The organism is Marimonas arenosa (assembly GCF_030848945.1).
GTDB lineage: Bacteria > Pseudomonadota > Alphaproteobacteria > Rhodobacterales > Rhodobacteraceae > Marimonas > Marimonas arenosa.
On record NZ_JANHAX010000004.1, the window covers coordinates 64,830 to 89,767 of the forward strand.

Here is a 24,938-nt window from a genome sequence, read left to right on the forward strand (position 1 = left end):
TCTCAGGCGCTGCGCAGGTGCTGTTCGCCGCGCGCCTCGGCCAGCGCAATCTGCTTCTGACGCTCGCGGAAGCGGGCTTTGTCGGCCTCCGAGGTCTCGTCGACACAGTGATGGCATGACACGCCTGGCTCGTAGCCAGGCCGCTGCATGTCGGCGGGCAGGATCGGGCGCCTACAGGCATGGCAGAGCACGTGCGGGCCTTCCTTGAGCCCGTGGCCGACCGAGACCCGGTTATCGAAGACGAAACATTCGCCCTCCCAGGTGCTGCCTTCGGCCGGCACCTCTTCAAGGTATTTCAGGATGCCGCCGTGCAGGTGAAAGACGTCTTCCACCCCTTGGCTCAGCAACCAGTTGGTCGATTTCTCGCACCGGATGCCGCCGGTGCAGAACATCGCGATGCGCTTGTTGTGGAAGCGGTCCTTGTTCTTTTCCCACCAGTCCGGGAACTCGCGGAAGCTCTCGGTTTGCGGGTCGATGGCCCCCGTGAAGGTGCCGATCGCGACCTCGTAATCGTTGCGGGTGTCAATCACGGCGACGTCCGGGCTCAGGATCAGCGCGTTCCAGTCCTTTGGCTCGACATAGCGGCCGACCTTCAGGGTCGGATCGACGTCGGGCTGGCCCATGGTGACGATTTCTTTTTTCAGCTTCACTTTCATCCGGCGGAATGGCTGTTCGCTGGCCGGGCTGTCCTTCCAGGCGATATCGGCGAATCCGGGCAGCGCCCGGATATGGGCCAGGACCTTATCCAGCCCCGCGACCGACCCGGCGATCGTGCCGTTGATGCCTTCACGTGCCAGAAGCAGCGATCCGGTGATGCCGTTTTCCTCGCACAGCCGCAGCAGCGGTTCGCGGGTGGCGGCGGGATCGGCGATCGGGGCGAAATGATAAAGAGCGCGGCAGGTGAACATGACGCGCGATTTACGCCCGTTGCGCCTGTCTGGCAAGGGGGGGCGCTGCGGCCCGTTGACCTCGTCCGGCCTTGTGGCCAGTCTTGGACCGGACAGTCAAGGAGACGGCAATGACAAACGCCCTGATCGTAATCGACGTGCAAAACGATTTTTGCCCCGGCGGGGCGCTCGCCGTCACCGGCGGTGATGAAATCGTGGCGGGCATCAACGCCCGGATGGGCGATTTCGCCACCGTGGTGCTGACCCAGGACTGGCACCCGCGGGGTCATTCTTCCTTTGCCTCCTCCCATCCCGGCAAGGCACCGTTCGAAACCGCCGAGATGCCATACGGCACCCAAGCGCTCTGGCCAGATCATTGCGTGCAGGGCAGCGACGGCGCGGCGTTTCATGCCGGCCTCAACACCGACCCGGCGGCGCTGATCCTGCGCAAAGGCATGAACCCGGCCATCGACAGTTATTCCGCATTCTTCGAGAACGACCAGAGCACCGCGACAGGGCTCGACGGCTGGCTGAAAACGCGCGGCGTCGACCGGTTGACCTTTGTCGGGCTCGCCACCGATTTCTGCGTCGCCTGGTCGGCGCTCGATGCGGCGAGGCTGGGTTTCACGGTCACGGTCGAGCGTGGTCTGTGCCGGGCCATCGATCTTGAGGGGTCGCTGACCGCGGCCAAGGCGCAGATGCAAGCCGCCGGCATAGCTCTGGTCTGACTGGTTGACACGGCGGAATTTGCCGGTTTCTTAACCCTTCGGCGCTAAACCGGGGCGGAGACGGAAACATCCCGCCCGGCCATGGTTGTCGATCTTCACGAAATCGAACGCGAACTTACCGACTTCGACGTGCGCAACAGCCCGGCGGGTCTGTTCGAACGCTATGCCCGCGCGCGGGTATCTCGGTTCTTGCGGCGCCAGGTCCTGACGGTTCTTGGCGCGGTCGCCGTCGCGCTGCTGGTCTCCCCGCTGGCCGGGGTGTTTGCTGGGCTTCTGGTGATTCTGGGCGATGGGCTCGATTGCATGTTTCTCGCCGCGGTGCCGCGGCGCCTGGCCCAGGGCGTGGACTGCAACCGGCTTCGGCGGGTCTCGGCGCTGACGGCCGGGTTACATGCGCTGACCATTTCCGCCGGCGTCGCCATTGCCTGGATCGCAACGCCCGAGCATCCCGCCGTGGCGGTGGCGCTCGCCCTTCTGCTGGCAGCGGCGACCAACGCCGGGTTGGCGCTGCCGTTCAACAGGCCCGCCGGGCAGGTGCAGCTGGCCATCTTCGCCGTCACGGCACCGGTGCTTTTTGCCGCCAGCGCCGTGCTCCATCCCGCGGCGCAGGCGTCGATCCTGACAGATGCGTCTTCCGCGCTGGTTATGGGATTTGTCTGCTTGGCGTTTACCCGTCAAGCTTGGCAAAACCGGATCCGCCACCTCACGCGAAACCGGGCGCTGATCTGCCAGCGCACGGACCTCGTCCGGGCCAATCGCCAGCTTGAGGACAGTCAGACGGAACTGCGCTATCTGGCGCTGGTAGCGGAACATGCCAATGACAGCGTTATCCTGTCGGGCCGCGACGGGCGCATCCGCTGGATCAACGATGCCTTCACCCGGATCACCGGTTACCAGCTGTCGGAGGCGCGCGGCAAAACCCCGGCCGAGCTGTTGAACGCCCCCGAAACCTCGCAGCGTGTGTCCGACGGGATCGCCCAGGCAGTGGCAGAAGGCCGGCCGCACCGCACCCAGATCCTCAATGCGACAAAGGATGGCCGTCAGATCTGGGTCGGCACCAACCTGGTTCCGGTGCAGGACGAAAACGGCGAGGTGGAATTGGTGATCGCGATCGAGCGCGACATCACCGACATCAAGGCGCGCGAGGCCGAACTGGCCCGCGCCAAAGAGCGTGCCGAGCAGAGTGAAGCCGCCAAGGCGCAATTCCTCGCCGCGATGAGTCATGAAATACGTACCCCGATGAACGGTATCATCGGCATGGCCGATCTCCTGGCCGAGGCCGATCTTGACCGGGAAAACCGTCTATACGCCGAGACCATCCGCCAGTCCGGCGAGGCGCTTCTGACCATCATCAACGACATCCTCGATTTTTCCAAGCTCAGCGCAGGCAAACCGGCCACCCATTCCGTGGTGTTCCCGCTGCGCCAGGTGGTCGACGGGGTGGTGACGCTGCTCCGGCCGCAGGCGCGGGCCAAGGGGCTCAATATCGACGTGATCGCCGACCCGGCGCTGCCCGTCCATGTGCTGGGCGATGACGGGCGGCTACGGCAGATCCTGCTCAACATCGCCGGCAACGCGGTCAAGTTCACCCACGCCGGCGGGGTGACGCTGAGCCTGTCCAGCTCGTCCGTCGAGGACGGTCACCGGCTGTGCATTGCCGTATGCGACACCGGCATCGGAATCGCGCCTGACCGGCTCGACCACGTGTTCGAGGAGTTTGCTCAGGCCGATGCCGCCACCACGCGGGAATACGGCGGCACCGGGCTTGGCCTGTCGATCTCGCGTCTTCTGGCGCGCGAGATGAGCGGCGACATCACCGTCGCCTCCACCCAGGGCGCAGGGTCGTGCTTCACGGTCACCGTGGTCGTCGGTCAGATTGTCGAGGATCCGCCCCAACGGCGGCAGACGTCGTTCGGGCCGCCCGAGGCTTTGGCCGGCCGGACCGTGCTTGTGGCCGAGGACAACCGCACCAACCAGCTCCTGCTGCGTAAGTATCTCAAGGGCCAGAAACTGACACTGCATTTCGCCGAAAACGGCCGCCAGGCGGTCGAACTCGTGGCCGCACACGACCCCGATATCGTGCTGATGGACATGGCGATGCCGGTGATGGACGGGCTGGCCGCCACCCGCCTGATCCGCAGGACACGGCGCGACCGGCCCAAGATCATCGCGCTCACCGCCAACGCCTTTGCCAGCGACAAGGCCACCTGCCTTGAGGCGGGCATGGACGGGTTCCTCACCAAGCCGGTACGCAAGAGCGACCTGCTGCGGGTCCTCGCCCGGGTCGCGCCCGGCCACACGTGATTTCCCTTGGAGCAGGGGTGAAATCTGGCATAATACCGGCTTTGCAACGGCTTGAAGGGACAGGGCCTTGGATATCGCGACCCGCGTCTGGAACCACAAGTGGAAGATCGACCCGATCGTGCGGTCGCTGATCGACAACGATTTCTACAAGCTGCTGATGTGCCAGTCGGTGTTCCACAACAAGCCCGACGTCACCGTCACCTTCTCGCTGATCAACCGCACCAAGCATATCCGCCTGGCCGAGCTGATCGACGAGGGCGAACTCAGAGAACAGCTCGACCACATCCGTTCGCTCAGCCTCAGCCGCGGCGAGTCGACCTTCCTGCGCGGCAACACCTTCTACGGCAAGCGCCAGATGTTCCGCCCCGACTTCATGGAATGGTTCGAGAACCTGCGCCTGCCCGACTACCATCTCGAGAAACGCGACGGCCAGTACGAGCTCACCTTCGAGGGCAAGTGGCACGAGGTCATGCTGTGGGAAATCCCGGCGCTGGCGGTGCTGATGGAGCTGCGCGGCCGCGCCGTCCTGAACCGCATGGATAGGTTCGAACTGCAGGTGCTCTATGCCCGCGCCATGACCAAGCTGTGGGAAAAGGTCGAACGCCTGCGCCCGCTCAAGGGCCTCAGGATCGCCGATTTCGGCACCCGCCGCCGGCATTCCTATCTCTGGCAGGACTGGTGCGTTCAGGCCATGCTGGAGGGGCTGGGCGAGGCCTTCGTCGGCACCTCGAACGTGCTCATTGCGATGAAACGCGATCTCGAGGCGATCGGCACCAATGCCCACGAACTGCCGATGGTCTATGCCGCGCTGGCCGACAGTGACGAAGAGCTGGCCCGGGCCCCCTATGACGTGCTGGCCGACTGGCACAAGGAACACGAGGGCAACCTGCGCATCATCCTGCCCGACACCTATGGCACGCAAGGCTTCCTCGACAACGCGCCCGACTGGCTGACGCAATGGACCGGCATCCGCATCGACAGCGGCGACCCGGTAGTGGGGGCCGAGATCGCCATCGACTGGTGGAAAAGCCGCGGCGAGGACCCGCGCGACAAGCTGATCATCTTCTCCGACGGGCTCGACACCGACAAGATCATCGAACTGCACGGGAAATTCCGCGGCCGCGCCAAGGTGTCGTTCGGCTGGGGGACGCTTCTGACCAACGATTTCCGCGGGCTGACGCCGGATGACGCGCTGGCGCCGTTTTCGCTGGTGTGCAAGGCGGTCGCGGCCGAGGGCCGCCCGACGGTCAAGCTCTCCGACAACCCCAACAAGGCGATGGGGCCGGCCGACGAGATCGCCCGCTACAAGCGGGTGTTCGGGGTCGGCGAGCAGGAACGGTTGGAGGTTGTGGTTTAGGTTCTCGCAGTGTTCCGCTGTTGAGAGATTTGGCGCACCTTATCAATAAGTGGTCGCGACTTTGCGCTGTCACGATCCATAGTTAGCCCAAGTTCAGCAATTGCCGTTCTTACGACATCCTCACAAGCATCGAACGCCGGTTTTGCAACATCATGATTGACTAGATGTTGCTTAAGGCCTTCGCAATACGCCTCGGCCGAACGTTTGGAAGCACTTTCAAACGTTCTATCCTCGTAAAGGTACCGGAAAGCCAATAGCAAATAAAATCTAAAGGGTCGAATATCTCGTTGCTCAATTGGCAATCTTCGAATTGCAACTTCAAACCTGTAAAGCGCAAGCGAAGACAAAAAGTACGGCTCAGGCCGATGATTTTCACGAAAGACTTGACTTCCCACGGAGCGCATTAGTGTTCCTTGATAGCGACTTGCTTGGTTCGGAAGCTCAATGAACATAGAAGCAAAGCTCTTGAGTTGCATGCTGATCGGAACAATCCTTCCCCGTTCAATATCATTCCGGTTAGCATACTGTTTTGTGCGCCTTTCGTAGTACAGACGGTACTCAGGTGGTTGGTTGCTGTAGTAGTCCTCCAAGTCTCTCTGAAAAGTTGTGAGGGCAAGAAGATCGCTTTCTTCCACCTTTGTTTGACGGTTAGTTGATTTTGTTACTGCCTGTGATACTTCCTCATTTGTGGTGTGGATTACCTTTATTGGAACAAGCAGATTGTCATCTACGTTGTCTGAGTTTTGGAACAATACGTGGCTGGTTTGGCAGCCGTTGACAATTTGATAGTCGACCAACGTGTATCGGTTCGAAGTGACTTTGATTTCGCGGGCAACGACAGTAACTCCGTTGTTTCTAAGCGCAAATTGGTCAAATTCACCTTGTCTGATAGTCTCTGCGATGTCTTCGTTTACAGGGTTCTGCCCCTGAAAGTCTCGCACATTGTCAACAAAAACTGATTTGATAATTTCACCGTCTTCGTCTGTAATCAGCTTCAGAAACTCGCTGTATGGCAGGTATCCTAGATAAGCCGCTTCAACGCCGTCGATTGCCGGAAGTGTAACCTGATTAGAAAAAACTAACTCTCGAACAATACTAGTTCGTGTTTGGCGGAATAGTTCTTGAATGCTCCGCGCGCCGATTGGTTGGTACTGTACTTCAGAGAAAAGGTTGGTGTTCTCGAGGTCCGTTTTTTTTTGATTTATCGCTGCAACTAGATAATTGTCGTTGTTCCAATTTCCAGTACACGCGTAGAAAATTCTCAAGGTTGGATTTCCACGTAGTTTCGCTGCATTTGCGAAAATCCTTTCCTTGATTTCAATTAATCTCGCGACGTCACTATTGAATGGCATAGTTTGCGTTTCAGCGAAAATTTGGTGCTTAAGATTATCCCCTAAAGCAATGATAGCTGCTCCGTCGAAGTTCGATGATGTTTTAGCTTGAATAATTATGAACTCGACGTCCAAGTAACCGTTTACTGCTAAAACGTCGTCAACAAAGTCAGCATCTGACGCCAATCTGCCGTTAACTTTCACTGCAAAAGCGTCGACGTTCAGATCTCCGCCGTCTCCGACCACCAAGTCTTCGGTTTCGAATTCTTCAGAGTACCTGTTCGAGACAATGCTGAATGCGCAGAAGTGTTCAAATTTCTGAGAGGCAGTCAAGTTTTCCAAGCTACTTGATTGTGCGAACTCGTCTACTAGAGCGGATGTAATCGGGTCCATAGGAATCTTTTCTCGAGAAGTTGGTTTATTCATTTTATACACTAGTCAATTTTATGGCGAGCACAACTCACTCAATTCTCCCCCGCAACTTCTTCACCTCCCCGCGCTCCTTCTTCGCCTTGATCCGGCGTTCCTTGGATCCCTTGGTGGGCTTGGTCGGGATCCGGCGCTTGGGTTTCACCAGCGCCCGGCGGATCAGCTCGGCCAGCCTTTCGCGGGCGATGTCGCGGTTGCGGCTCTGATGCCGGGTCTCGTCGCACTGGATCACCAGCGCGCCGTCCTTGGTCCAGCGGCGCCCCGCCAGACGCTTCAGCCGCGATTTCACCGGGCCGGGCAGGTTGGGCGAGCGGGCGGCCTCGAACCGAAGCTCGACGGCGGTGGCCACCTTGTTGACGTTCTGCCCGCCCGGGCCGCTGGCGCGGGTGAAGACTTCGGTCAGTTCCCAGTCCTCGATCTGGATATCATCGCTAATTCTTAACGCCATCGGGGCCACCGTACGCCAGACAGGGTGCCAGCCAGGGTGCCAGCCAGCGTGCCATACCCCGGTTTCCGGGGATCGGGACGACTCTTACCGCAGCGGGCGGTGAGGTAAAACACCGATAGGAAAAGGGCCGCCCCGGCGACGAGGCGGCCCTTCGAGATTTAAGGAGGTGCACCGGTTAGGTGGGCACCAATCCGGGGTGTTCCGTCACCCGAGGGCTGCCTCAGGTCCGCTTCTCCCGAACTGTTCCGCCGCACGACTCCATGATCCCTATAGACACTGAAGCACCTCCTTTCGTTTGTTTCGCCTGGGCTCAGGTTGCCACAGGCGCGACAGATGTCAAACAAAATCATGTGGTCCGCGCGGTCAGCGACCCCACGATGATGCGGAAAGGCACAAGCGCGATCAAGGCGATGGCAAGTTTCACCCCCCAGTCGGCCACCGCGAGGCTGACCCAGAGCGGCGCGTCCGGCCCGAAGGTCAGGAACGGCGCCGGGCCCCAGGCCCAGTTGATCGCCGCGTCGGCGGTGGCGCCGAACGACAGCGAGGCCGAGAAGGCGATGGTGAAGAACAGCGCGGTGTCGAGCGCCGAGCCGACGAGGGTGGAGACCAGCGGCGCGCGCCACCAGCGGCCTTCGCGGAAGCGATTAAACACAGCGACATCAGTGAGTTGCGCGATCAGGAAGGCGGTGCCCGAGCCGATCGCGATCCTGAGCGGCACGGCGGCGTATTCATAGCCGTCGCCCTGCAGCATGATCTGGCTGCCGATCAGCGAGCAGACGATGCCGGTGACGAAGCCGGCGAACACCACCCGGCGGGCGGGGCCGGAGCCGTAGACGCGGTTCATCACGTCGGTGACCAGGAAGGCGAAGGGATAGGTGAACGCGCCCCAGGTCAGGAGGCCGTCGAGCAGCAGGAACTGAACGAGGATGTTGGAGGCCACCACGATGGCGGCCATGGCAAGGATGCCGGGAAGGTGCGTGCGGTTCATGATTTCTTAGCCCGTTTTGACATGGTTGCGGCGACATGGTCCGGCGACGTGCCGAACGGGCGGCGTATAATAGTGTCAACCCGACTTGGCAAGCGCGTATTCGACGAACTCGGTGCGCTGGAAGACGCGGAAGTTGTCGTCCGAGATCATGGTCAGGCGGATCCGTCCCTCGGCATCGCGCCAGACCGCGATCCCTTCGAGATTGTCGTGCCGGCCGGTCCCGGTGACGAGGATTTCTCGTTCATCGGCGATGGCATTGGCGGTGATGGCAAAGCTGCGAACGCGCGAGCGGAAGCCGAAGCCGAGAAAGTCGCGCTCGAGCAGGTAAAGCCGGCCATCCGGGCCGAAATCCGCGCCGACGGGGAGGAAGTAACCGCGGCGCGGAACGGAAAGCTCCTTGTCCCATTGGCCGTCGCGATAGCGGTAGAGCGGGAAGGGACGTGTCATTTTGCCAGACCGCTCGGGCAGGGTGTAGAGCCAGCCGCGGTGATCGATTGCCAGCGCCTCGAGCGCGGCATTGTATTGCAGGTGCTGGAAATCGGCGTGGCGCGGCAGGCGGGTGGCGCGGCCTTGCGGGGTCGGATAGGCCCAGACGCGGTGGAGGCCTTCGAACGCGACGAAACTCACGCCACCGGGGCCGATCGCGAGTCCTTCGGCATCGGTTTGCCGGCCAGAGACCGGCTTGTTTGCCGGCGTTCGCAGGGGAGAAATCGGCTGCATATCGACACCGGTCAGTTGGCCAGCTTGACGAGCCAGCCGACCGTCGATGCGAAACCCTCGGTCAGAGATGGCGGTGAACCCGGTGCCGTCCGAGGATATCTCGAGCCCGGAAAGCCCGCCGAAGACCGGATCGTCAAGATGCCAGCTGTAGGAGCCGAGATAAGTGGCTTCGCCTGAATCACTGCCCGCGAGACCCGCGCCGGCCGCGCCCCATAGGGCCAGACCAAGCCCGGCCGCTGAGATCAGCGCGAGCGCAGTACGCTGACGCATTGTCGGGGCAGATCGGCAAGCACGTATTCGCGGCGCTTCTTGGGCGGTGGTGCGTTGGGGTCGGGCGGCGGCGGGTTGAGAATGTTGTTCACCCATTCCTGTGCGTCCTTACAGCCGTCGCCACGCGGCGGCGGATCCTGGTTGACACAGCCGCGCGCGCCTTTGGGGCAGTTCAGGCGGACGTGGAAATGATAGTGGTGTCCCCACCAGGGCCGCACTTTTCTCAGCCAGGCGCGGTTGCCCTTTTCGTCCTTGCACATCTGCACCTTGGCGCCGGGAAAAACGAAAATGCGCGCCACGCGCTTGTCATTTGCAGCGGCCTTGATGATTTCATGATGTTGGCGGGTCCAGCTTGAATTGACATAGGCACCTTTGGCGCGGCGCATCGAGATCGAGGAGATATTTTCGCGCTGTCCGCGGGACAGGTTGAGCCGCTTGGGCGGCAGCATCCAGATGTCGATGTCGAGCCCGATCTGGTGCGAACGATGGCCCGACAGCATCGGACCGCCACGGGGTTGCGAAATGTCACCGATATAGAGCCCGGCCCAACCGGGTTGGCGGGCGGCGAAGGCCGAGAGGTCTTGAACAAAATCGATCGTCTCGGGATAGCCCCAGTTGCGGTTGCGGGAGAGCCGCATGGCTTGCCACGTCGGGCCGGTTTCGGGAAGTTGCACGGCCCCGGCGACACAGCCTTTGGCATAACTGCCGAACGGTTCAGACTCCTGACGCGACGCCGATGCTTTCGCGCCGAACAGCTGCTTGGCAAGCTTTTCGGCCGCGTTGGCGGGAAGGGCGAGCGATAGTGTGATGAAGAACGCTACGGCGAAACGGACCATTTTTCCTTGTCTCCCTCGGCTTTGACCCAGATTAGCAGGATCAGCCCGACAAGGAAGAGCCCCGCGACCGGCATGATGCCGATCCGCTGACTTCCGCTCAGGTCCGAGGCGATGGCGATCAGCATCGGCGCGAGGAAGGTGGTGGCCTTGCCCGACAGCGCGTAGAGGCCGAAGGCTTCGGTCATCCGCGCCGGGTTCGATTGCCACACCACCATGGTACGGCTTGCCGACTGGATGGCGCCGCCGGCCGCGCCGATCAGCCCGCCACAGACGAAGAACGCGATGTCGGGCAGTGACGAGCCGGGGGCGACGGCGAAGCCCAGCACGCTTTGCGGCGTGATCATGATAATGGTGACCGCCGTGGCCAGAAGGATCAGGATACAGGTCACGATCACCGGCTTGGGCCCGAAGGCCTTGTCGGCCTTGCCGCCGATCCAGGCGAAAAGCGCCCCGGTCAGCGCGCCGATGATGCCGAAAATCCCGATTTTCATGATCGGCCAGTTCAGAACGCCCGAGGCATAAATACCGCCGAAGGTGTACATTCCGTTGAGCGCGTCGCGGTAGAACATTGACGAGCCGAGATAGGCCAGCAGGCTGGGGTGGTTCGGCAGCGCCCGCAACGTGCCGCCGAGGTCTTTCAGCGCGGTGCCGAACTTGTAGGGCACATGATCGGGGTCGTTCACGTCCCGCACCCAGAGAAAGAACGGGATCATGAAGGCCACATACCAGAGCGCGGTCAGCGGAGCTACGGCGCGGGTGTCGGCGCCAGTGGCCGGGTCGAGCCCGAGGATCGGCGGGATGCCGAGCATTGTGTTGCCGCTTTCGCCGGCCTGGAACAACAGCAGCATGATCGCCAGCGCGATCACCCCGCCGATATAGCCGAAGGCCCAGCCCGAGCCGGAAATCCGGCCGATCTCGTGCCTGTCGCCCAGCGTGGGCAGCATCGAGTTGGTGAAGATGGTGGCGAATTCCATGCCGATCAGCCCGATGCCGAAGAAGATCAGCGTGCGGGTGATGTCGAACTGGTCGGGGGCGGTGTACCACAAAGCCGCCGAGCCCAGCACGTAGAGCGCCGAAAAGAACCACACCCAGGGCATGCGCCGCCCGGTGCTGTCGGCAAAGGCACCGAGGATGGGGGCGAGTACAGCAATCAGGATACCGGAGGCTGTGAGCCCGTAGCCCCAATAGGCCTGTGCCTGGGCTTTGGCGGCCTCGACCTCCATGCCGCCCTCGATCAGGATGCCGCGCACGGTTTCGGCGAAATAGGGGCCGAAGATGAAGGTGAGGATCAGCGTGTTGTAGGGCTGGCTGGCCCAGTCGAAGAACCACCATCCCCAGATCCGCTTGCGCGCCGAGATCCCGCTCATACCCATGTCCCTCATTTGCCATTTATGGTTAGAGCGAAATTAACCTTTTGTGGCAAGGACTAGTTGAAGCTTGGCCGCTGCCCTTGCCCTTTGCGGGCGGCGCGCTTACCTCTGGGGCGCAACCGAAACGCACAAGGCAAGGAGAGCCGGGGAATGATGGCAATTTACGGGCCGCTGGCGCTTATTCTGAATGTCGCCTTCTTCATTCTGCTGGCCCATATCATCATGAGCTGGCTGATCAATTTCCAGGTGCTGAACCTGCATCAGCCGGTGGTGGCACAGATCTGGTACGGGCTGAACAAACTGCTGGAGCCGATCTACGAGCCGATCCGGCGCATCCTGCCCGATACGCGGCCGCTGGACCTGGCGCCGCTGGTGCTGTTCATCATCATCATCTCGCTGAGGGATTTCATCCTGCCCGAGCTTTTGCTGCGCTGATCCGGGGCTTGTTCACAGTTTCTTAAAATGTGATGGTTCTGCTCAAGAGCAGATAATAAGACTTACGGGACCATCATGCAAAGCGCTGCCACGCTTTTAAGCGATGTCTTCGGGTTCGACACGTTCCGTCCCGGGCAGGAAGAGATTGTCGAGGCGGTGGCGCAGGGGCGCAACGTGCTCGCGATCATGCCGACGGGCGGGGGAAAGTCGCTGTGTTTCCAGTTGCCTGCACTGATGCGCGAGGGCGTCACGGTAGTGATTTCGCCGCTGATCGCGCTGATGCGGGACCAGGTACGCAGCTTGCACGAGGCCGGCGTCGAAGCGGGGGCGCTGACTTCAGGCAATACACCGGAAGAGACCGATGCGGTGTGGGAGGCGCTTGAGGCCGGACGGCTGAAGCTGCTTTACATCGCGCCCGAGCGGCTGGCGGCTGGCTCGGCTCTGGGAATGCTGCGGCGGATCGGGGTGGGGCTGATCGCCGTGGACGAGGCCCATTGCGTCAGCCAGTGGGGCCACGATTTCCGCCCGGATTACCTGCGCATCGGTGAGTTGCGGCGGGCGCTCGGCGTGCCCCTGGCGGCATTTACCGCGACGGCGGATCTGGAAACGCGCGAGGAGATTGTGGCGCGGTTGTTCGATAGGCAGGCGCCGGAGGTGTTCTTGCACGGGTTCGACCGACCAAATATCCACTTGGCCTTCGAGGCCAAGAATTCCCCGCGCAAGCAGATCCTGCAGTTCGCTGCGGCGCGGAAGGGGCAATCGGGCATCGTCTATTGCGGCACGCGGGCCAAGACCGAGGGGCTGGCGCAGGCCTTGCGCGAAGACGGGCACAACGCCTGCGCCTATCACGGTGGTATGGAGGCCGACGACCGCCGCCAGGTCGAACACCGGTTCAACACCGAGGACGGGCTGATCGTGGTGGCCACCGTGGCCTTTGGCATGGGGGTGGACAAGCCCGATATCCGCTGGGTGGCGCATGCCGATCTGCCCAAATCGATCGAGGCCTATTACCAGGAGATCGGCCGCGCTGGCCGCGACGGGGCGCCGGCCGAGACGCTGACGCTTTTCGGGTCGGAAGACATTCGGCTCAGGCGCAGCCAGATCGACGAAGGTCTGGCCCCGCCCGAGCGGCGGGTGGCGGATCATGGCCGGCTGAATGCGCTTCTGGGCCTGGCTGAGGCGCTGGCGTGCCGCCGTAAGGGACTGTTGGCCTATTTCGGTGAAGAATTGACCCAGCCTTGCGGCAACTGCGATGTCTGCGCGCGCCCCGTTGAGAGTTTTGACGGCACCCAGCCGGTGCGTATGGCGCTGTCGGCGATGCTGCGCACTGAGGAGTGGTTCGGGTCGGGGCACCTCATCGATATCCTGACCGGCAACGTCACCGACAAGGTACGCGAAAGAGGGCACCACAGCCTGCCCACCTTTGGCGTAGGCAAGGACTATTCCCGCGCCGAGTGGCAGGCGATTTTCCGGCAGATGATGGGGCACGATCTGTGCCGGCCCGACCCGACCCGCCACGGTGCGCTGAAGATGACCGAGGCGGCACATCCGATCCTGCGCGGGGACGCGAGCATCACGCTGCGCAAGGATAGCATAAAGGCCGCGCAGAGACGGCCCGCGGTCAAGGCGCTGGTGTCGGACGAGGACGCGCCGCTTCTGTCGGCGCTCAAGGCCAAGCGCCGGGCGCTGGCCGAGGCGCAGTCGGTGCCGGCCTATGTTATCTTCAATGATCGCACGCTGATCGAGATGGCCGAAACCCGGCCCAAGTCGCTGGATGAGATGGCGCGGATCGGCGGCGTCGGGGCGAAGAAGCTGGAACGCTACGGCCGCGATTTTCTCGAGGTTGTCGCGGGCGACGTGGACAAAGTGCACCCCTCGCGGCGCAAACTGGCCGGGCGGGAGGCGGGTCCGCTTTACGACCGGCTGCGCGAGGCGCAGGCTGATCTGGCCCGCGGCGCCGAGGGATTCGACAAGCCGATGAGCTGTTCAGCCTCTCTCTTGGCCAAGGTAGCTGAGACACGGCCGCGGGATTCGAGCACGATGGCGCGGCTGTTGGGGGAAAAGCGGGCCGAACGTTTCGGCGCGGCGTTTCTGGAAATCCTGCGTGAGGCGGGGTAGAAACCGGGTTCGCAGCAGATGAATCGGGGGAAACCATGCTGATCGTCGTGTCGCCAGCCAAGCGGCTGAATGAAGACCCGCAGGCGAAATTCGACCTGACCGAGCCGATGTTTCAGGATCAGGCCGAAGACCTGGCTGGCGTGGCACGGGGGCTGAACCAGGGTGAAATCGCCAAGCTGATGGGGATCAGCGACAAGCTTTCGAAGCTCAACTACGAGCGCTATCGCGAATTCGGCGAAATGAAACGCGGTGCGGCGGCGCTGATGTTCGACGGCGATACCTATGCCGGGTTGGAAGCGAATTCGCTGGATCAGGACGAGATGACCTGGGCCGGTGAGCATCTGCGGATTCTCTCGGGGATGTATGGGCTGTTGCGCCCGACCGACGCGATTGAGCCGCACCGGATGGAGATGGGCTCGCGCCTGAAAAACCCCCGAGGCAAGAATCTTTACGACTGGTGGGGCGGCCAGATTGCCGAAGCCCTGAATGCGCAGGCCGAGGCGATCGGCACCGATATTCTGATCAACTGTGCCAGCGAAGAGTATTTCAAGGCGGTTGACCGCAACGCGCTGAAGCTGCGCGTGATCACGCCGGTATTCAAGGAAATGCGTCAGGGAACCCCCAAAATCGTCAGCTTCTTCGCCAAGAAAGCGCGCGGATCGATGGCGCGGTTCATCATCGAGCGCCGGTTGACCGATCCCGAAGCGCTCAAGTCATTCGACATGGGGGGGTATGCCTACCGGCCCGAGATGTCGGAGAGCCACACGCTCGTCTTCCTGCGCGACGAGGAGGGGTGAGCGCGCGGCAGGACGACCGCCGCCCCGCGCCGGCCCCCGCTCTAAGCCGATTGCGCCGTGTCCTCGTCTGCGATGACGGGACGGGCGGCTTCGGGACAGTGTTCACCGATCACGGCGAAGATTTCGGCCTTGCGCAGCGGTTTGGTCAGGTAGTGGTCGAGCCCTGCGGCGAGGAAATCCTCGCGGTCGCTGTCCATGGCATGGGCGGTCAGCGCCACGATGGTCACATGCTTGTCGGTTTCGCGTTCCAGCGCCCGGATCTCGGCGGTGGCGTCCTTGCCGTCCATTTTGGGCATTGAGATGTCCATGAATATCAGATCGGGATCGAATAACTTGTAAAGGTTTACTGCCTCAAGCCCGTTACCGGCAAATTGCAGGTCGATGTCGAGGGTCTTGACCATCTTGCGGAAGACCAACTGGTTGGTCTTGTTGTCCTCGGCCGCGAGCACCCTCATGGCACGTTTCGGCGCAGCCTCGGGAGATCGTGTCGACGGTGGGAGATCCTTCGGTACAGCCAGACTTGTGGCGATGTCCTGCAGGCCGGCAAACAACTCGCTGCGGAGCAGCGGTTTCTGCAGCAGCGCCTGAACCTCGCCGATAGCGGGGTCTTTCTCGGCGAAGTTGGTCGAGGAAGACAGCACGGCGATCGGCAGTGTATGCCCGCGCCGGCGCAGTTCGGCCGCGAGTTCCAGCCCGTCCATCTCGGGCATGTTGTGATCGGTGAGTACGAGGTCGATTCCGTCGTCTATGAGCTCAAGCGCCTCCGTCCCGCTGGCGCAGCAAACGGTAGTCAGGCCCAGCACCTCGAGCTGTTTGGACAGGATGATGCGGTTGATTTCCAGATCATCGACAATAATGACCCGTCCCAGTGCTGCGGGCAGGGTCGGGACCGCGGTCCGAGGTGTGGCAGTGGCGGCGAGCGTAATGCGAAAACCGAAGGCCGAGCCTTTGCCCTCTTCACTATCGACCCAGATCGCGCCGCCCATCAACTCGATCAGTTTTGTTGAGATCGCGAGCCCCAGTCCAGTGCCCTCGAACTGGCGGTTGCGATCGTCTTCGACCTGATTGAACTCGCCGAAGATGTGGCCGATCTTGTCGGCCGCGATACCGATGCCGGTGTCTTCAATGGTGACATGCAACTGGGTTTCGGGGCTGTCCTCGCCCTGAACGCCGACGACGCGGACCAGGACATGACCCTCGAGTGTGAACTTGACGGCATTGCCTATCAGATTGGTCAGCACTTGGCGGATGCGACCGCCGTCGCCGATGAAGCCGGTCGGCAGGAACAGGTCGTAGTCAACGGCCAGATCGAGGCCTTTGTCGCGTGCTGCCGGCTGCAGGAGCAAGATGATCTCGTGGATCGTGCGTTCCAGATCGAAGGGCTCGGGCCGCAGCACCAGCTTGTCGGCCTCGATTTTGGAGTAGTCGAGGATGTCGTTGATGATGACGAGTAGCGCCTCACCGGAGTTCTTGATCGTATCGACGAATAATTGCTGCTCATCGTCGAGCGCGGTGTCGCACAGAAGCTCGGCCATGCCGACGACGCCGTTCATTGGCGTTCGGATCTCGTGGCTCATGTTTGCCAGGAAAGCTGCCTTGGCGCGGGCCGCCTCTTCGGCGCGGCGGCGTTCGCGTTTGAGTTCCTTTTCATAGCGCACGGTGTCGGAGATATTGAGCGCCAGCGTGACGATGTCGCCGCCATGGCCGCGCTGGTCGATCACCTTGACATATTCGCCGTTCCACAGTCGCAGCACAATGGGTTCCGGGGTGGGTTTGTGCCAGCGGTCCAGCATCATTTTGCGCCACGCCGCGGGGAGGGTGTCACCAAGGTCAACTATGCCCTCATCGGTCAGGAATTGCAGGACCCGTACATAGGAGACACCCGGGCCGACATCTTCCAGCCCGTCGAAAACAGCGAGATAGGCCTTATTGGCGGCGATCATCTTGCTGTCAGAGTCAAAGAAGGCGAAGCCGTCCTGGATGGTTTCGATCGAGTGCCAAAGGCGGCGCTCGGCGATCTCGACCTTTTGGTTCGCCACGGTCAGGTCGGATTTGATCTTCTCGTGTTCGGACCGGATGGTCTGCACCTCGGCCCGGGTTTCCACGATTTCGTGCGACAATTTGCGCGCATGCAGGCCCAGCTTGCGGTTGGCAGCGAAAAGTTCGGCCTGTTTCTGCTCCAGCAGCCTTTCGGCGGCGAGCCGCAGGCGCCGCTCTTCCGCGAGTTTGCTGGCGAGATTCATGCCCATTCTCCGGCCTGCCCGAACGTGGCGGTGATCATGCTGGGTCATGGTGAACATTCGTTTAAGCCGGGTGGGGGCACGGTCATGCCCCCCCGCGCCATGGGGAATCGTTGCCACCGGTCGCCCGTCATGCCACCATCAGCGCATTCGAGACTGGAGGATTTCATGCGCCGCGTTCTTGCCGCCTTCGCCCTGTTGATTGGATTCGTTCTGCCGGCTCTGGCTGACCAATACGTCCCCGATCGCCGCCTCGTCGTGACCAAGGATGTCGATTTCTACGGCTCCGATCTGCAGGCGCTGTTCGACACCGACCTGCAATCCTGCCGCAACGCCTGCCTGAACGACAATCGCTGCAAGGCCTTTACCTTCAACAGCCGCTCGAACAGCTGTTTCCCGAAATCCGCGGTCAGCGACCGACAGCCTTACGAAGGCGCGACCTCGGCCGAGGTGCTGGAGCTTGATCCGCGGGTGGCACGGGTGGCGGATGCGCGGGGCGAGGAACTCGACCGGGTCCTGTCGAAGCGCGATCTGTCGGAAGCGCTGGCTCAGGCAAGGGACATCGGGTCGCGCCATCCCGGTGGGCAGTACACGACCGAAGCCCTGCTGAATGCGGCCGAAGACCGGCGGGCGCAGAAGGATTATCTGAACGCGATGCGGTGGACCGGGGCCGCGGTGGCGGTGACCGATCGCAGCGATCAGTGGGTGGAATATGGCCGATTGTCGCTGGCGATCCAGACGCAGAAATCAAGCGACAAGAGGAATTATGCAGATCGCGCGGTCGGCGCAGCGGTCAACGGTTACCTTCGCGCACTGAACGATGCCCAGCGGGTCAACGCATTGTCGGCGATAGCAGATGCGTTCGAACGGCTCGAGCGTGGACGCGACATGATCCCGGTGCTGCGGCTGGCCGAACAGATCCAGCCGCGCGAGGAACTGAAGGCCCGGCTCGACAGCGCGATTGCGAAATACGGCTTCCGCATCACCGAGCATGAGGTCGAAAGCGACAAAGCCGACCCGCGGGTCTGCGCCGAATTCTCGGAACACCTGGTCCGCACAGGGGTGGATTACGCGCCTTATATCAAGCTGCCCGATCAGCGTATGTCGGTCGAGACCGAGGGCAACCGTATCTGCATTGGCGGCGCCACCCATGGTGAGCGTTACGTGGTGACCTTCCGTGAAGGCCTGCCTGCGGCCAGCGGCGAGAAGCTGATCAAGGATGTCGAGCTGCGTTTCTACGTGCGCGACCGGTCGCCGTCGGTCAATTTCGCAGGCCGGGCCTATGTCCTGCCGAAGGCTGCAGATGCCGCAATCCCGGTGCAGACCGTGAACCTGACAGAACTTGACCTGGTGCTGCGCCGGGTGTCGGACCGCAACATCCTGCGCGCCATACAGGACAACTATTTCGGCAAGCGGCTGACCTACTGGAATTCGCGCAGCTTTGCCGGCGAGGTTGGCGAAGAGATTTGGCGCGGCACGGGCCAGGTGGACAGTGAGATCAATCGCGACATGACCACACGCCTGCCGATGGGCGACATCGTCAGGGATCTGGCCCCCGGAGTCTACGCGCTGAGCGCAGCGATTCCCGGCGTCGATGTCTATGATGACGAGGGCGCGACGCAGTGGTTTGTCCTGACCGACCTGGGGCTCACGACGATGAACGGCGCCGACGGGCTTCACGTCTTCGTACGCGCGCTAGGTGATGCCTCGGCGCGGGCGGGAACGAAGGTAACGCTACTGTCACGGTCGAATCGTGTGTTGGGCACGACCGTGACTGATGCGCAGGGCTATGCAAGGTTCGAGGCAGGGCTGACGCGCGGGTCAAAGGGGGCCGAGCCGGGTTTGGTTCTGGTCGAGGATGGCGACACCGACATGGCCTTCCTGTCGCTGACCGACCCGGCGTTTGACCTGTCCGATCGCGGCGTCGAAGGCCGCGCTCCTGCCGGGGCGGTGGACGTGTTCCTGGCGACCGACCGCGGCGCGTATCGCGCGGGCGAGGTGATCAACGCCACCGTGCTGGCGCGCGACGGTGTGGCCGAGGCGGTCGACGACCTGCCGCTGACGGCGATTCTGACACGGCCGGACGGGGTGGAATATGCTCGTCACTTCTCGAGCACTGGGGTGTCGGGCGGCCATGTCTTCAACATGCCGGTGGGTCTTTCGGTGCCGCGTGGGACCTGGCGACTGGACATCAAGGCCGATGTCGATGCGCCAGCGTTGGCGAGCACGACCTTGCTGGTCGAGGATTTCCTGCCCGAGCGGATCGATTTCGAGCTGGCGATGCTGCAGGACCGGCTGCGGCCAGGCGAGACGGCGGATATGAGCGTGAAGGTCGACTACCTCTTCGGCGCGCCGGGCAGCGATCTGCCGGTCGAAGGAGACACCAACCTGCGCGCCAAGCGCGAGGTCGAAGGGTGGAAAGGTTTCGTGTTCGGCCGTCACGACACTCAAGCGACGTCGCGTCGGGGCTATTTCGACGGTGGCCGCACCGGGGCGAACGGTGTGGCCATCGTGCCGGTGAGCCTGCCGCAGGCGCCGGTCGAAGACCGGCCGCTGGAGCTCGAGGTGATCGCCCGCGTGGCCGAGGGTTCCGGCCGTCCGGTTGAACGCCGCCTGATCCAGGCCGTGGCCCCAGCGGGTCCGGTCATCGGGATTAAACCCCTGTTCGAAGACGAGGTCGAAGAAGGCAGCGAGGCGCGCTTCCAGTTGATCGCGCTGAGCCCGGATCTGACGCCCGTGGCGATGCCGGTGAAATGGACGCTGAACCGGGTCCACCGCCGCTATCAGTGGTACAAGGAATACGGCGACTGGCAGTGGGAGGCGATCACAACCCGCAAGAAGGTCTCCCAGGGCGAAGTCATGCTGGGTGGCACCCCAGTTGAAATTGGTGCGCAGGTCGACTGGGGCCGCTACGAGCTTGTGGTCGAACGGGCCGATGGCGAGTACGTTGCCAGTTCCGAGGATTTCTATGCCGGCTGGTACGTGCCCGCCGATACGGTCAGCACGCCGGATGTGCTTGATCTGTCACTTGATGCCCCGGGGTATCGCAGTGGCGATACCGCGACGTTGCGCCTGGTGCCGCGCTATGCCGGCAAGGCGCTGATTGCCGTGATGTCGAACCGGCTGATCACGATGAAGGCGGTCGAGGTGCGTGAGGGCGAGAACCTGGTCGAACTGGAGGTTACGGACGACTGGGGCGCGGGGGCATATGTGACGGCTTCGGTGATCCGGCCGATGGACGTTTCCGCCGGCCAGAACCCGGCGCGGGCAATGGGGCTTTCCTATGCCAAGATCGACCCGGGTGCGAAGCAACTGCAGGTCGCCATGGAGGCGCCGGAGCAGTCCGCGCCGCGCGGGCCGCTGACGGCGGCGGTTAAGGTCGAGGGTGTGAAAGCGGGTGAGACCGCCTATGTCACTGTCGCGGCGGTGGATGTGGGCATTCTGAACCTCACAGGCTTTGAAAGTCCCGACCCGTCGGATCACTATTTCGGCCAGCGGCGGCTGGGGATGGACATCCGTGACGTCTATGGCCGACTGATTGACGGCATGTCGGGCGCGCTTGGCGCGGTGCGGTCGGGCGGGGACGCCATGGACGAGGCAAGCCTGCAATCACCGCCGCCGACCGAGGAGCTGGTCGCGTTCTTCAGCGGACCGGTCGAGGTCGGCACCGATGGTCGGGCCGAGGTGTCGTTCGATATCCCAGAGTTCAACGGCACCGTGCGGCTGATGGCCGTGGCCTGGAGCAAGGGGTCTGTCGGGCAGGCCGAGGCGGACGTTCTGGTCCGTGATCCGGTGGTGGTGACGGCGAGCCTGCCGCGTTATCTGTCGCCTGGGGATACCTCGCGGCTGCTGCTGGAGATCGTCCATGCCGAAGGGCCGACCGGCCGGATGGGGCTGGACGTCAGCGCAACCGGCGTGAGGCTGTCCGGTGACGTCCCGTCGGGTCTGACACTCGGGGAAAAGGAAAAAGCAACCTTCTCGATCCCCGTGGTGGCCGGTGATGTCGGCGACCATGCGATCCGCGTGGCGCTGACCACACCGGACGGTAAACAACTGACCAAGGAACTGACGATGCCGGTGCGGATGAACGACCCGGAAGTGGCGGTCACCCGGCGGTTCACGCTGGCGGCGGGCGATACCTTCACGCTCGACGACAACGTCTTTTCCGAAATGCGACCGGGCACCGGATCGGCGATCGTTTCGGCGGGGCCGTTGGCCAAACTCGACGCGCCGGGTCTTCTGACCGCGCTCGATCGGTATCCCTATGGTTGTACCGAGCAGGTGACCTCGGTGGCGATGCCGCTGCTCTATTTCGGCTCCGTCGCACAGGCGCTGGGGCTGGGCGCGCGCGACAAGGTGCAGGAGCGGGTCGACCAAGCCATCGAGAAGGTGCTTTCACGGCAATCGAGCAACGGGTCGTTCGGGCTGTGGTATCCGGAGTCAGGGGATCTTTGGCTCGACGCCTATGTCTCGGATTTCCTGAGCCGAGCGCGGTCCGAAGGTTATGACGTGCCGCAACTCGCCTTCCGACTGGCAATGGACAACCTGCGCAACCGGGTGAACTATTATCCCGATTTCGACGAGGGCGGCAGTGAGATCGCCTATGCACTGATGGTGCTGGCACGCGAGGGCGCGGCGGCGATGGCGGACCTGCGCTACTATGCCGACGAGAAAGCTGAAGCCTTCACAACGCCATTAGGCGTGGCCCAGATCGGTGCGGCGCTGGCGATGTATGGCGACCAGACCCGGGCCGACCGGATGTTCGCACGGGCTGGTCGGATGATCTCTGCCCGGTCGGCCAAGACGGAAGCGCCGGTTTGGCGGGTCGATTACGGCACCAACCTGCGCGATGCCGCCGGGGTGCTGACGCTGGCTGTCGAGGCCGGTTCGAACGCGGTCGACCGTCAGGCGCTGGCCGCTCGAGTCGGTGCCGCACAGGGACGGCTCTCGACCCAGGAAAGCGTCTGGACGCTGCTGGCGGCGCGGGCGCTGGTCGAGGATCCGTCGATTGCCGGGCTGACCCTGAACGGTACACCGGTCGAAGGACCGCTGGTCAAGCTTTTGGAAGACGAGACCCTAGGCAATGGCGTGGCGATCCGCAACGAGAGTGGGCGCGACACCGATGTGACGCTGACCACGTTCGGCGTTCCGCAGGTGGCGCCGGAGGCGGGCGGGTATGGCTATCGCATCGACCGGCTCTACTACACCATGGACGGGCGACCGGTCGAAACGCTATCTCCTGAGGTTGGCGACCGTTTCGTGGTGCTGCTGCGCGTGACGCCCTTCGAGAAGGGTGAGGCGCGGCTGATCATCGACGATCCGCTGCCGGCTGGTTTCGAGATTGACAATCCGAACCTGATCCGCTCGGGCGATATCCGCGCTCTGGACTGGTTGAAACCGGGTGAGGCGGACCATGCCGAGTTCCGCTCGGATCGTTTCCTGGCTGCCATCGACTGGCGCCGCGACGAGGCCTTTCAACTGGCCTATATCGTGCGCGCTGTCAGTCCTGGGGAGTTCCATCACCCGGCGGCGCAGGTCGAGGACATGTACCGCCCGAACTACCGCGCACAGACGGCGACCGGGCGGTTTCGCATCGCCGAATGAGGACCTGGCTGCTCATAGCCCTGGCCGTCCTCATGTTTGTCGGGGCCGCAGGGCGCGATGCGCTGGACCGCTGGGTGGCGGGGACCGAACTGCCGCCGCTGCTGGCCGAGACCTCGGTCGAGATGCGCGACCGCGAGGGTCAGCTTTTGCGGGTTTATACGCTGCGAGACGGGCGCTGGCGGTTGGGGGCAGGGGTGGCGCAGGTTGATCCCGTGTACCTGCGGATGCTGGTGGCTTATGAGGACCGGCGGTTCTGGCGCCACGCGGGGGTGGACATGCGGGCGATAGTGCGCGCGGTGGCGCAGGCGATTTGGCACGGCAAGGTGGTGTCGGGCGGGTCGACGCTGACCATGCAGGTGGCGCGGCTGCTGGAAGACAGCGGCACCGGGAAAATCTCGGGCAAGATCAGGCAGATGCGGCTGGCGCTGGCGCTGGAGCGGAAGCTGTCGAAAGAGGAGATTCTTGCGCTTTACCTGACCCATGCGCCTTTTGGCGGCAATCTCGAAGGTGTGCGGGCGGCGACGCTGTCTTGGTTCGGCAAGGAGCCGCGTCGGCTGACGCCGGCGCAGGCGGCGCTTTTGGTGGCGCTGCCGCAATCGCCCGAGGCACGGCGGCCGGACCGCGACTGGAAGGCAGCCAAGACGGCGCGCAACCGGGTGCTGACGCGGATCCGCGCGGCGGGGATCATCGGAGCGGAGGCGCATGACACCGCCTTGGCCGAGCCGGTGCCGCGGGCGCGGCGACCTTTTCCGGCACTGGCGCCACATCTGACCGATCGGGTGCGGGCGCAGGAGCCTCTCGCCGTGCGGCATGACCTGACGCTGGATGGTGAGCTGCAGACAGCGCTGGAACGGCTGGCGACAACAAGCTTGCGCGGGTTGCCCGATCAACTGTCGATCGCGATGCTGGTGGCCGATCACAGGAACGGCGAAGTCCTCGCCTCGGTCGGATCGGCAAGTTATGGCACCACCAGCGCGCGGCAGGGCTTCGTGGACATGACCCAAGCCCTGCGCAGCCCGGGCTCGACGCTGAAACCGCTGGTCTACGCCATGGGGTTCGACCGTGGGTTGGCGCATCCCGAAACGATCATCGACGACCGGCCAGTGGCGTTCGGTTCCTATGCGCCGCAGAACTTTGATGGCGGGTTCCGGGGCGAGTTGCGGGTGGCCGAGGCTCTGCGGCTGTCGCTCAATATCCCAGTAGTGATGTTGATGGACGAGATCGGCCCGGCCCGCTTCATGGCCGGGCTGCGCCGTGCCGGAGTTGAGGCGGTGGTCCCGGGTGGCAAACCCGGACTGGCGGTGGCCCTTGGTGGTGTTGGTATACGGCTTCAGGATCTGGTGCAGCTCTATGCCAGCCTGGCGCGTGGTGGTGACGCTATTGAGCTGAGGTGGAAATCCGCTGAGGTGCGGGGAGAGGGGCAGCGCGTCGTCAGCCGTGCCGCGGCCTGGCAGGTGAGCCATATCCTGGCCGGCCTGACCCCGGCCGGGGGCAAGGGAAAGGGCCGATTGGCCTACAAGACCGGCACGTCCTATGGGCATCGCGATGCCTGGGCCATTGGCTTCGATGGGGCGCACGTCGCCGGCGTCTGGATCGGGCGGGCGGACGGCACGCCGGTGCCCGGGGCGTTCGGTGGCGAGTTGGCCGCACCGATCCTGACTGAACTGTTTCACCGGCTGAAACCCGCGCTTGATGAGCTGCCGCCGCCGCCGCCCGAGACGCTGATCGTGGCCAACGCCCGGTTGCCGCAGCCGCTGCAGCGCTTCCGTGGCCGCCGCGCGGTGTTCGAGGCAGCCGCCGATGCACCGGTGCTGGCCTTCCCGCCCGACGGCGCCACGCTGCCATTGGAAGACGACATCCCGCTGGTGGTGAAGATCCGCGAGGGCCGCCCCCCGTTCACCGTGCTGGCGGACGGGGCGCCGCTGGTGACCGGCGCGCGGGGACGCGAGATTGAACTGCCGTGGCGCGGCACGGGCTTCCTGAACCTCTCGGTAATCGACGCAAAGGGGCGGTCGGCGCGAGTCAGTATTCGGCTGGAGTGAGACGTCAAATAGGCCCCGGGACAAGCCCGGGGCC

16 protein-coding genes are annotated in these 24,938 nt (G+C 63.1%); 8 read left to right on the forward strand and 8 right to left on the reverse strand.

Annotation, left to right across the window (positions count from 1 at the left end):
- Positions 1–2: 2 nt before the first annotated feature.
- Positions 3–908 (reverse strand): oxygen-dependent tRNA uridine(34) hydroxylase TrhO, encoded by a 906-nt coding sequence (trhO, locus tag NO357_RS13670; protein WP_306736250.1) that lies wholly within the window; start codon positions 906–908, stop codon positions 3–5.
- A gap of 110 nt (positions 909–1,018) precedes the next feature.
- Between trhO and pncA the strand changes: the two genes are divergently transcribed.
- The 3 genes from pncA (at position 1,019) to pncB (ending at position 5,276) form a co-directional block, all read left to right on the forward strand.
- Positions 1,019–1,615: a bifunctional nicotinamidase/pyrazinamidase gene (gene pncA, locus NO357_RS13675; RefSeq protein ID WP_306736251.1), complete on the forward strand. Its 597-nt coding sequence runs from the start codon at positions 1,019–1,021 to the stop codon at positions 1,613–1,615.
- Between the two features lie 81 nt (positions 1,616–1,696).
- The gene (locus NO357_RS13680; RefSeq protein ID WP_306736252.1) at positions 1,697–3,919 is read left to right on the forward strand and encodes a PAS domain-containing hybrid sensor histidine kinase/response regulator; all 2,223 of its coding nucleotides are present in this window, start codon (positions 1,697–1,699) and stop codon (positions 3,917–3,919) included.
- 67 nt (positions 3,920–3,986) lie between these two features.
- Positions 3,987–5,276: a nicotinate phosphoribosyltransferase gene (pncB, locus tag NO357_RS13685; RefSeq protein WP_306736253.1), complete on the forward strand. Its 1,290-nt coding sequence runs from the start codon at positions 3,987–3,989 to the stop codon at positions 5,274–5,276.
- On the opposite strand, the gene NO357_RS13690 is transcribed toward pncB, so the two are convergent.
- The 6 genes from NO357_RS13690 to NO357_RS13715 all read right to left on the reverse strand — a co-directional run bounded on the left by NO357_RS13690 (position 5,273) and on the right by NO357_RS13715 (position 11,665).
- Entirely contained in the window at positions 5,273–7,000 is a 1,728-nt protein-coding gene (locus NO357_RS13690) for an AIPR family protein (protein ID WP_306736254.1), read from the reverse strand. The two genes, pncB and NO357_RS13690, sit on opposite strands and share 4 nt — an antisense overlap.
- Positions 7,001–7,067: 67 nt before the next feature.
- Entirely contained in the window at positions 7,068–7,484 is a 417-nt protein-coding gene (gene arfB / locus NO357_RS13695) for an alternative ribosome rescue aminoacyl-tRNA hydrolase ArfB (RefSeq protein ID WP_306736255.1), read from the reverse strand.
- 346 nt (positions 7,485–7,830) lie between these two features.
- The gene (locus NO357_RS13700) at positions 7,831–8,472 is read right to left on the reverse strand and encodes a queuosine precursor transporter (RefSeq protein WP_306736256.1); all 642 of its coding nucleotides are present in this window, start codon (positions 8,470–8,472) and stop codon (positions 7,831–7,833) included.
- 75 nt (positions 8,473–8,547) lie between these two features.
- Positions 8,548–9,462: an esterase-like activity of phytase family protein gene (locus tag NO357_RS13705; protein WP_306736257.1), complete on the reverse strand. Its 915-nt coding sequence runs from the start codon at positions 9,460–9,462 to the stop codon at positions 8,548–8,550.
- Positions 9,435–10,298, reverse strand: a complete 864-nt coding sequence (mepA, locus tag NO357_RS13710; RefSeq protein ID WP_306736258.1) for a penicillin-insensitive murein endopeptidase — start codon at positions 10,296–10,298, stop codon at positions 9,435–9,437. The genes NO357_RS13705 and mepA overlap by 28 nt, the downstream gene beginning before the upstream one ends.
- Positions 10,280–11,665, reverse strand: coding sequence for an MFS transporter (locus tag NO357_RS13715; RefSeq protein WP_306736259.1), 1,386 nt, complete (start codon positions 11,663–11,665; stop codon positions 10,280–10,282). Before NO357_RS13715 ends, mepA begins: the two co-directional genes overlap by 19 nt.
- Positions 11,666–11,818: 153 nt before the next feature.
- Here NO357_RS13715 and NO357_RS13720 point away from each other — a divergent pair, with 153 nt between their 5' ends.
- From NO357_RS13720 to yaaA, 3 genes are all read left to right on the forward strand, one after another.
- Positions 11,819–12,103, forward strand: a complete 285-nt coding sequence (locus NO357_RS13720) for a YggT family protein (RefSeq protein ID WP_306736260.1) — start codon at positions 11,819–11,821, stop codon at positions 12,101–12,103.
- 75 nt (positions 12,104–12,178) lie between these two features.
- Positions 12,179–14,221: a DNA helicase RecQ gene (gene recQ / locus NO357_RS13725; RefSeq protein WP_306736261.1), complete on the forward strand. Its 2,043-nt coding sequence runs from the start codon at positions 12,179–12,181 to the stop codon at positions 14,219–14,221.
- 35 nt (positions 14,222–14,256) lie between these two features.
- Positions 14,257–15,018, forward strand: a complete 762-nt coding sequence (gene yaaA, locus NO357_RS13730) for a peroxide stress protein YaaA (protein WP_306736262.1) — start codon at positions 14,257–14,259, stop codon at positions 15,016–15,018.
- 41 nt (positions 15,019–15,059) lie between these two features.
- Here the strand turns inward: yaaA and NO357_RS13735 are convergent, their stop codons facing one another.
- Complete coding sequence (locus NO357_RS13735) at positions 15,060–17,261, reverse strand: response regulator (protein WP_306736263.1); 2,202 nt, start codon at positions 17,259–17,261, stop codon at positions 15,060–15,062.
- Between the two features lie 165 nt (positions 17,262–17,426).
- Here NO357_RS13735 and NO357_RS13740 point away from each other — a divergent pair, with 165 nt between their 5' ends.
- Positions 17,427–22,862, forward strand: coding sequence for an alpha-2-macroglobulin family protein (locus tag NO357_RS13740; protein ID WP_306736264.1), 5,436 nt, complete (start codon positions 17,427–17,429; stop codon positions 22,860–22,862).
- On the forward strand, positions 22,859–24,904 hold the full coding sequence (gene pbpC / locus NO357_RS13745; protein ID WP_306736265.1) for a penicillin-binding protein 1C: 2,046 nt from the start codon (positions 22,859–22,861) through the stop codon (positions 24,902–24,904). The genes NO357_RS13740 and pbpC overlap by 4 nt, the downstream gene beginning before the upstream one ends.
- Positions 24,905–24,938 lie beyond the last annotated feature (34 nt).

Excerpts from the sequence above, each read along its gene's own strand:
- trhO (WP_306736250.1), bottom strand. The coding sequence starts at position 908 with ATGTTCACCTGCCGCGCTCTTTATCATTTCGCCCCGATCGCCGATCCC.
- NO357_RS13735 (WP_306736263.1), bottom strand. The coding sequence starts at position 17,261 with ATGAATCTCGCCAGCAAACTCGCGGAAGAGCGGCGCCTGCGGCTCGCC.
- NO357_RS13680 (WP_306736252.1), top strand. The coding sequence starts at position 1,697 with ATGGTTGTCGATCTTCACGAAATCGAACGCGAACTTACCGACTTCGAC.
- NO357_RS13705 (WP_306736257.1), bottom strand. The coding sequence starts at position 9,462 with ATGCGTCAGCGTACTGCGCTCGCGCTGATCTCAGCGGCCGGGCTTGGT.
- NO357_RS13690 (WP_306736254.1), bottom strand. The coding sequence starts at position 7,000 with ATGGACCCGATTACATCCGCTCTAGTAGACGAGTTCGCACAATCAAGT.
- pbpC (WP_306736265.1), top strand. The coding sequence starts at position 22,859 with ATGAGGACCTGGCTGCTCATAGCCCTGGCCGTCCTCATGTTTGTCGGG.
- arfB (WP_306736255.1), bottom strand. The coding sequence starts at position 7,484 with ATGGCGTTAAGAATTAGCGATGATATCCAGATCGAGGACTGGGAACTG.
- NO357_RS13720 (WP_306736260.1), top strand. The coding sequence starts at position 11,819 with ATGATGGCAATTTACGGGCCGCTGGCGCTTATTCTGAATGTCGCCTTC.
- NO357_RS13715 (WP_306736259.1), bottom strand. The coding sequence starts at position 11,665 with ATGAGCGGGATCTCGGCGCGCAAGCGGATCTGGGGATGGTGGTTCTTC.
- NO357_RS13700 (WP_306736256.1), bottom strand. The coding sequence starts at position 8,472 with ATGAACCGCACGCACCTTCCCGGCATCCTTGCCATGGCCGCCATCGTG.
- pncA (WP_306736251.1), top strand. The coding sequence starts at position 1,019 with ATGACAAACGCCCTGATCGTAATCGACGTGCAAAACGATTTTTGCCCC.
- yaaA (WP_306736262.1), top strand. The coding sequence starts at position 14,257 with ATGCTGATCGTCGTGTCGCCAGCCAAGCGGCTGAATGAAGACCCGCAG.
- mepA (WP_306736258.1), bottom strand. The coding sequence starts at position 10,298 with ATGGTCCGTTTCGCCGTAGCGTTCTTCATCACACTATCGCTCGCCCTT.
- NO357_RS13740 (WP_306736264.1), top strand. The coding sequence starts at position 17,427 with ATGCGCCGCGTTCTTGCCGCCTTCGCCCTGTTGATTGGATTCGTTCTG.
- recQ (WP_306736261.1), top strand. The coding sequence starts at position 12,179 with ATGCAAAGCGCTGCCACGCTTTTAAGCGATGTCTTCGGGTTCGACACG.